The sequence below is a fragment of the Ohtaekwangia sp. genome, from assembly GCF_036568665.1.
GTDB lineage: Bacteria > Bacteroidota > Bacteroidia > Cytophagales > Cyclobacteriaceae > Ohtaekwangia.
The window spans coordinates 1-6844 of the sequence record NZ_DATCSD010000401.1; the positions used below are offsets into that span (position 1 = coordinate 1).

Genomic DNA, 6844 nt, shown 5'->3' on the forward strand with positions numbered 1-6844 from the left:
GTTGTGCGAATGTAAATCCAATCAACAATGAAAAGATGTCTACTATTTAATAGGATGTACTATGCAATTATAGTACCAGTGATGCGATCGTTTTTTATTTATGTGTGGATGCCTTTTTAGTTTTAAATCCTACTATATGAATTAGATTGAGCTAGAAAGTTCTCTGAATCTTTGCATAGTCTCCCTATCGATGTTCATTTTAACTATCATGTAGCCCGCAAGTATTTCGAGGAGTCTTATCTGGCATTATTAACATGTGTGACTTGAATTAATTAGGAGGTTGATTTTATCTGTTGCATACACTAACTTCTTTAAGGTACGTTGGATGTTCCCGATTTCAACAAATACACCATCAATGCTGCTGCGAATTTAAATATGACACAAGATTCTGTCGGCTGATAATCTCCAGCGGGAACAAATACGATTCAGAAGTTTTCTTCTTGAAGAGTAAATGGTTGGATAGCTGACTAACGCCAATGAAAGCTTGTCGCTTGGAATTTTGGTTGATCAGAAAATCGATCACGCCATTCTTCAGGTAATGCAGGTTTTCTTGTAGCAGATCGTACGCAACGAGTCGTATTCCTTTCTTGCCTCGCTTCTCCAGCATTTTTGAAACGGTATAAGCACCCTTGGAGGTTGTTACCAGTATACCTTTCAGTGTTGGTTCCAGGAAGAGATCACCGAGTTCTTTTTCCAGTGTAGGCTCGTGGGTATAGTTGAGGTCTACGCTGAGAACTTTATAGTTATGCCCGTTGATCTGTTCTTCAAAATAATCTTTAAAGCCTTTTTCCTTTTCACTCAAGTGGGTTGAGTTATGGATGTCGTCATATACGTGAAGAATAGCATACGTTCCGTTTTCTTTTTCATTGAGGTGTAACAACTCGGCCCCTACACGCCCGCTCTGGTATAGATCCTGCCCGACAAAGCTCAGCGAACCGGCCTGCTCTATATTATTGTTGACCACCACAAAGGGTATATTTTTCTCTTTGCAGCGGTTAAAGAACTGCAACGCTTCCTGGTGAAATATAGGAGCGGTAAGCACTCCGTCAGGTATAGATTGATATACCATTTCTGCCAGTGAGGTAAAAGAGTTCTTATCGTATACATCAAAAAAGAAGGTCTGAAGCTGCACACCATATTGTGTCCATTCTTCTTTGGCTTGTCTGATTCCTTCGGATGACTGATTCCAATATTCATCCTGTTCAGGATTCGGCATCAATGCTGCTATGCGATAGGTCTTGTTAGAGCCGAGTGTTTTAGCAATGAGGTTGGGTTTATATCCGGTCTTTTCCAGGATGGCCATTACTTTTTTATACGACTCTTCCGCTACTTCCCCACGGTTGTGAATCACGCGATCTACTGTGCCCACCGATACTTGAGCCATCTGCGCGATGTCTTTGATTCTGATTTTCTTCTCCATTGGCACCAATGTTAAGGGATATTTTGGACACTAAAAACAGGTTTTTTACAGCTTAATCAAGCTTTTCATGTATTTGTAAAATACCACATATTACGTCATGTAAATGTTTAATCGTTTCCGTACACGAATCAATCGTGCGCGCAAACGAAGTTAATTTTTTCTTGGAGTTCTTCAAATACCTTTCTACTTTTGGTTTAAATCCATTTTTCGATAGAATATTCTGTTTGATGATGGGTTTTGAAAATTTTCACCTCTAACCCAAATTTTCCCATGAAGAAACGTTTACAGCTTCTGTCAGTCGTGCTATTACTGACGGCCATGTCTGCTTTTGCGCAGACTGTAACGGGCCGCGTCACGGCTATGCAAGACAACTCCGCTCTACCCGGAGTGTCGGTGATACTGAAAGGTACTACCACAGGAACCACTACTGATGCCGATGGTAATTACTCCATCTCCATCGGCAACAGCTCGAATCCAGTTTTAGCTTTCTCTTTTATTGGCTTTACTACGCAGGAGGTGCCTGTGGGTAGCCAGACCGTTGTGGACGTTATTATGAAAGAAGATGCCGAACAACTCAGTGAAGTCGTGATCACTGGTTTTGGCGAAAAGAAAGATGTAGGCAAGGTTGCCTATGCTGTGCAGGAAGTAAAAGGTGGTGACCTGAGCCGGGCCAATAACGCCAACGTTGTGAACGCTCTGCAAGGTAAAGTTGCCGGTGTGATGATCGACCAGGGAACAGGTGGCCCGATGTCATCATCCCGTATCCGCATTCGCGGTAACTCTTCATTGAGCAACAACACGCAACCCCTTATAGTATTGGATGGTGTGTTGATTCGTCCGACTGTAACCGGAGCTGACTCCTGGGGAGCTGCTCAGGATAACGGTAACATCATGAAGAACATCAACCCGGATAATATAGAGTCAATGAGTGTTCTGAAAGGATCTGCAGCCAGTGCGTTGTATGGATCTGATGCGTTGAATGGTGTGATCATCATCACTACTAAGAAAGGAACAACACGCAAAGGTATAGGAGTAACCTATAACCACACATCATCTTTCGAATCTGCCTATAAATTCATTGATGTGCAGAATGAGTTTGGTGCCGGAGTTTCTCCAACCTTTACTAAAGATACTGATGGCGTAGACAAAGTTGATATGGGTGTTACTTCACAAGGAACGCCTAATCGCTATTATTCGTACGGCCCGAAGTTGGATGGCCACATGGTACGCGATGCTGATGGAAGGATGATAAATTGGAAGGCAAATGATCCGCTCAGTTTTTATCAGACAGGTAAATTCATTAATCACAATATCGTGCTGGAGGGTGGTACGGATCGTGGAAGTATTCGCGCTTCTTATTCTCACTTAAATAACTCAACCATCATGCCAGGAGGAACAGAAATGGTGAGGAATAACTTCAATGTTCATGCTACACAAAAAATTAGCAGTGTGTTTGATGTAGATGTTAGCGTAGACTATACAAACAATGATATTGATAATCCGATACGTCAGGGTGGTAACTTCAACCCCGTATTCCGTATGGTTTACTATCGCCCGCGTACACTGGATATGGATTACTGGATGGATAACTATATAGATCCTGTAAAGGGAGGAGCAAAGACGGGTACAGCTGATCCATATGGTTTATCATCTGGTTTCCTGTGGGATACATTCCAGGATCACACCTATCGTAACGAAAGTGTATTCCGTGGCAATATTGATTTGACAACACACATTCGTCCATGGTTAAACCTGATGGTTCGCGCTAACTTCCAGGACGAGGTATATAAAGATAAACGAAGCAGACTTGGTTCATCTACTCTATTTGCCGGAGGGTTGTATAACGAAGCTACTTCTGATAACAAGCAATACAGGATACAATCTCTACTTACTGCTAATAAACAGTTGGGACAGGATTTTTACCTGAGTATGACGATTGGTGGTGAGACTAACCGCCTATATGGAGGAAGATACTATAAAGCATTTACCCGTGCTTCTGACGGAAGTAACTCCAGTCCTTCGCTACGTGTTCCGGGAATATTTTCATTAACCAATTCTTCTAACGGTATTGGTATAGAAACGCGATTGAATCCTTCACGACTGAAGAATGCTATATATGCCTATGGTGACCTTACTTACAAAGATCAGTTAACGTTGAACCTCAGCTATCGTACGGATTACTCTTCAACGCTTGCTTATTCTAATGGAACCGGTGATTGGAGCTATAGTTATCCTGCAGCAGGTCTTGCATGGACTTTCACTGAAACATTCAAGACGCTTCCTGCCTGGTTAACCTTTGGCAAGCTGCGTTCTAACTTTGGTATAACCGGTGGTGATACTGATCCTTGGAAGATCAACGAGACAGGATCGTATGAAAATAAGACAGATTATATATCTCCAGATGGAACTGTTAGCTATGCAGGTTTTAAAGACAACACATTACCGAACAAGTCTCTCAAAAACAGACAAGCTCGTGAGTGGGAGATTGGTGCAGACCTTCGCTTCCTGGATAACCGTATAGGACTCGACATCGCTTATTACAACAAGATATCCAAGAACGAGATATTTAGTTTGCCTACGGCATCCGAATCAGGAGTGAGTTCACGTATCGTGAATGGTGGTAAAATCCAGAATAAAGGTATAGAAATCATTCTGCGTGCCACACCAATTAAAACAACAGCCCTTGACTGGACTACAACTTTCAACTTTACACGTAACAGGAATAAAGTATTAGCATTGGTAGAGGGAGTAACTTCTCAACAATTGAGTTTGGCCTTTGGTGCTGATGTTTATTCGTTGGCGAAACCCGGACTTGCCTATGCTACCATTGCTACTCCTTACGGCTATGCAACGTATCAGAAAAAGGATGCTGCCGGCAATCCTATTGACAGTCCCAGTAATGGTAAACACGTAATTGGTTCAGCTAGTGGCGCTACAGGATATACTTTTCTAAGAAGTGGTGCCTATGGACAAGGTGACAAGATTGTTGGTTCTGCGATGGAGAAATTTCTCCTGAGTAATATCAATACTGTATCCTATAAAAATTTTGTATTGAACGTTCAGGTGGATGCCAAGATTGGTGGGTATATGGCGTCTGCTACACATCAGTATGGTTCATCCAGTGGTAGCTTAAAGAACAGTTTGTTTGGAAGAGATGCTGCTCATGGAGGTGTTACCTATGTAGATGAAAATGGAAATACAAAAGATGATGGAATTATACCGGATGGTGTATTGGCAGATGGTATAAAATCGGAGAAAGATCCATCTGTTGATTTGGGAGGTATGTCGTATGCAGATGCTGTTGCTCAAGGACATTTGAAACCTGTTCCGGCTATATGGTATTATGAGAATCTTACACAATGGTCTTCCGGTATACGCGAGTACTCTATCTTCGAGAACTCCTGGGTATCGCTGCGCGAGATCTCTATCGGATACAACGTACCTGCTACATTCGCTAACAGAGTTAAGCTACAAACATTGCGTCTTACTGTAACTGGACGCAACCTGGGTTATCTATACCGCACAACGAAAGAAGGCATTAACCCTGAAGGTTTAAAGAGCAATGCCTCTGGTGAATTTGCAGAGTATGGTGGCTTGCCTTTCACACGCCAGATTGGTGTATCGCTTACAGCAGGTTTTTAGTTTAACAATTTTAACATGAATGATATGAAATTGCTATATAAGAAATTAATTCTCGGCTTTGCCTTCGCTGGAGTTGTAGCGACAAGTTGCAGTGACGAAGATTATGTGGATGCCAATACAAATCCTGATATATTAAATGAAGTGCCTCCTGAAAATCAATTTTTGAGCGCGACAATCAGTCTTCATAGTCAGGACTTTGAAGCATTCTATGATACTTACAGGAGAATTATGCCATGGATGCAATATGTAACTCCGCAAAACGGAAATGGCGCAAGCTTCACCAGTAACATCGATAATTTTTCACAACGTTATGGAAGATTATATACTGGTATAGGCGATGCTCTTGTAGACATGGAAAAACTGGTTGAAAAACTCCCGGAGGAAGATCAACCAAAATATGTACACATGTTGAGTATAGCTCGCATCTTGAAAGCTTACTATACATTTTATGTAAGTGATATATATGGAAGCATACCTTACTCTGAAGCCTGGCAGGCACGTTACGGAGGCACTATGTTGCCAAAGTATGACGACCAGCAAACTTTGTTTAACACGTTGGATCAAGAGATAGAACAATCAGTTACCGCTTTGAATACAGCACAAAGTATTACACAGGTGTCATTGGGAAATTATGATCAGTATTATAAGGGAGATGTCAAATCATGGGTAAGAGCAGGAAATGCTTTACGCTTAAAAATTGCTATGCGATTGATTAAGCGCGATGCATCCAAGACGCAGACGATCGCTCAGGAAGTATTAAGTCAAGCGGCTGATAACCTGATGAGCAGTAATAGCCAGGGATGGGTATTTAAAGGAACGGCTGGATTTACCAGTGGTGGTAACTGGAATCCCGATCTTCTATATTCCACTAAGCCTCTTGTTGATTTTATGTGGAACACGAATGACCCTCGAATAGACGCATTCTTCTCTCCCAATGGCTATTCGCAAGCTAACATTAATGCATTGATTGCCGATGGTCAACTTCCCGCAGGAACAGTTGAAGCCTCCAGACGTTACTTTGGAGGTTTCACTAGTCCGGATGACTCAAAGGCTGCGATTAATAAAAAATACTATACGCCAAGAACTGTTGAGATAAGCGGATCTGATGTACAGGTGGATACTTTATCTCTTATTCAAAGGAGATTATTTCAACCATCATTCGATGAAGGTAATGGTATTGGTGACGGATTGGTATATCTGCCGATAATCACATACGCTGAATTTTGTTTTATGCGTGCCGAACTTGCTGCTCGTTCTATTACATCAGAAGATGCTGAAACATTTTATAACGCTGGTGTTACTGCGTCAATAATGTGGTATAATCAAATAGCAGTTGATGGAGAACTATCAAATTATACTGCTCTTGGTGGAAGTGAAATCAGTGATTACTTGAGTGAACCTGCTGTTGCATTTGACAATGCGAAAGCTTTAGATCAGATCAGCAGTCAAGCGTTTTTAAATTTCTATAAGCAACCTGCTGAAGGCTGGGGACTTTGGAAACGCAACGGTATGCCTAATGCTACCACATCATTAGTGCTTCCTGATTTGAAGTCGAATGGTGCAACATTACCTATACCGCGAAGAGCTCCACTGCTTTTGTTGAGTCAAGCCTCTGCTAACTACGTAAACCAAAAAGCTGCTTACGATGCGATGGCACAGGATGCAGGTTTTGGTGCGGGACCTACCGATGCGTTTGGTCGTGTATGGTGGGATGAACAATAAAGATTTTTGATTTGGTTTGGTTTAAGGGTGGCTGGTTCGCTGGCTGCCCTTTACTTTTTA

At 42.0% G+C, this 6844-nt stretch carries 3 protein-coding genes; 2 read left to right on the forward strand and 1 reads right to left on the reverse strand.

Annotated features, from left to right (window positions below):
• Positions 1-352: 352 nt before the first annotated feature.
• Positions 353-1420: a substrate-binding domain-containing protein gene (locus VIN08_RS23565; protein WP_331970679.1), complete on the reverse strand. Its 1068-nt coding sequence runs from the start codon at positions 1418-1420 to the stop codon at positions 353-355.
• A gap of 270 nt (positions 1421-1690) precedes the next feature.
• On the opposite strand from VIN08_RS23565, the gene VIN08_RS23570 reads away from it, so the two are divergent.
• On the forward strand, positions 1691-5062 hold the full coding sequence (locus VIN08_RS23570) for a SusC/RagA family TonB-linked outer membrane protein (protein ID WP_331970681.1): 3372 nt from the start codon (positions 1691-1693) through the stop codon (positions 5060-5062).
• A 24-nt stretch (positions 5063-5086) separates the two neighbouring features.
• A complete protein-coding gene (locus tag VIN08_RS23575; RefSeq protein ID WP_331970683.1) occupies positions 5087-6784 on the forward strand; it encodes a SusD/RagB family nutrient-binding outer membrane lipoprotein in 1698 nt (565 codons plus the stop codon).
• Positions 6785-6844: the final 60 nt, after the last annotated feature.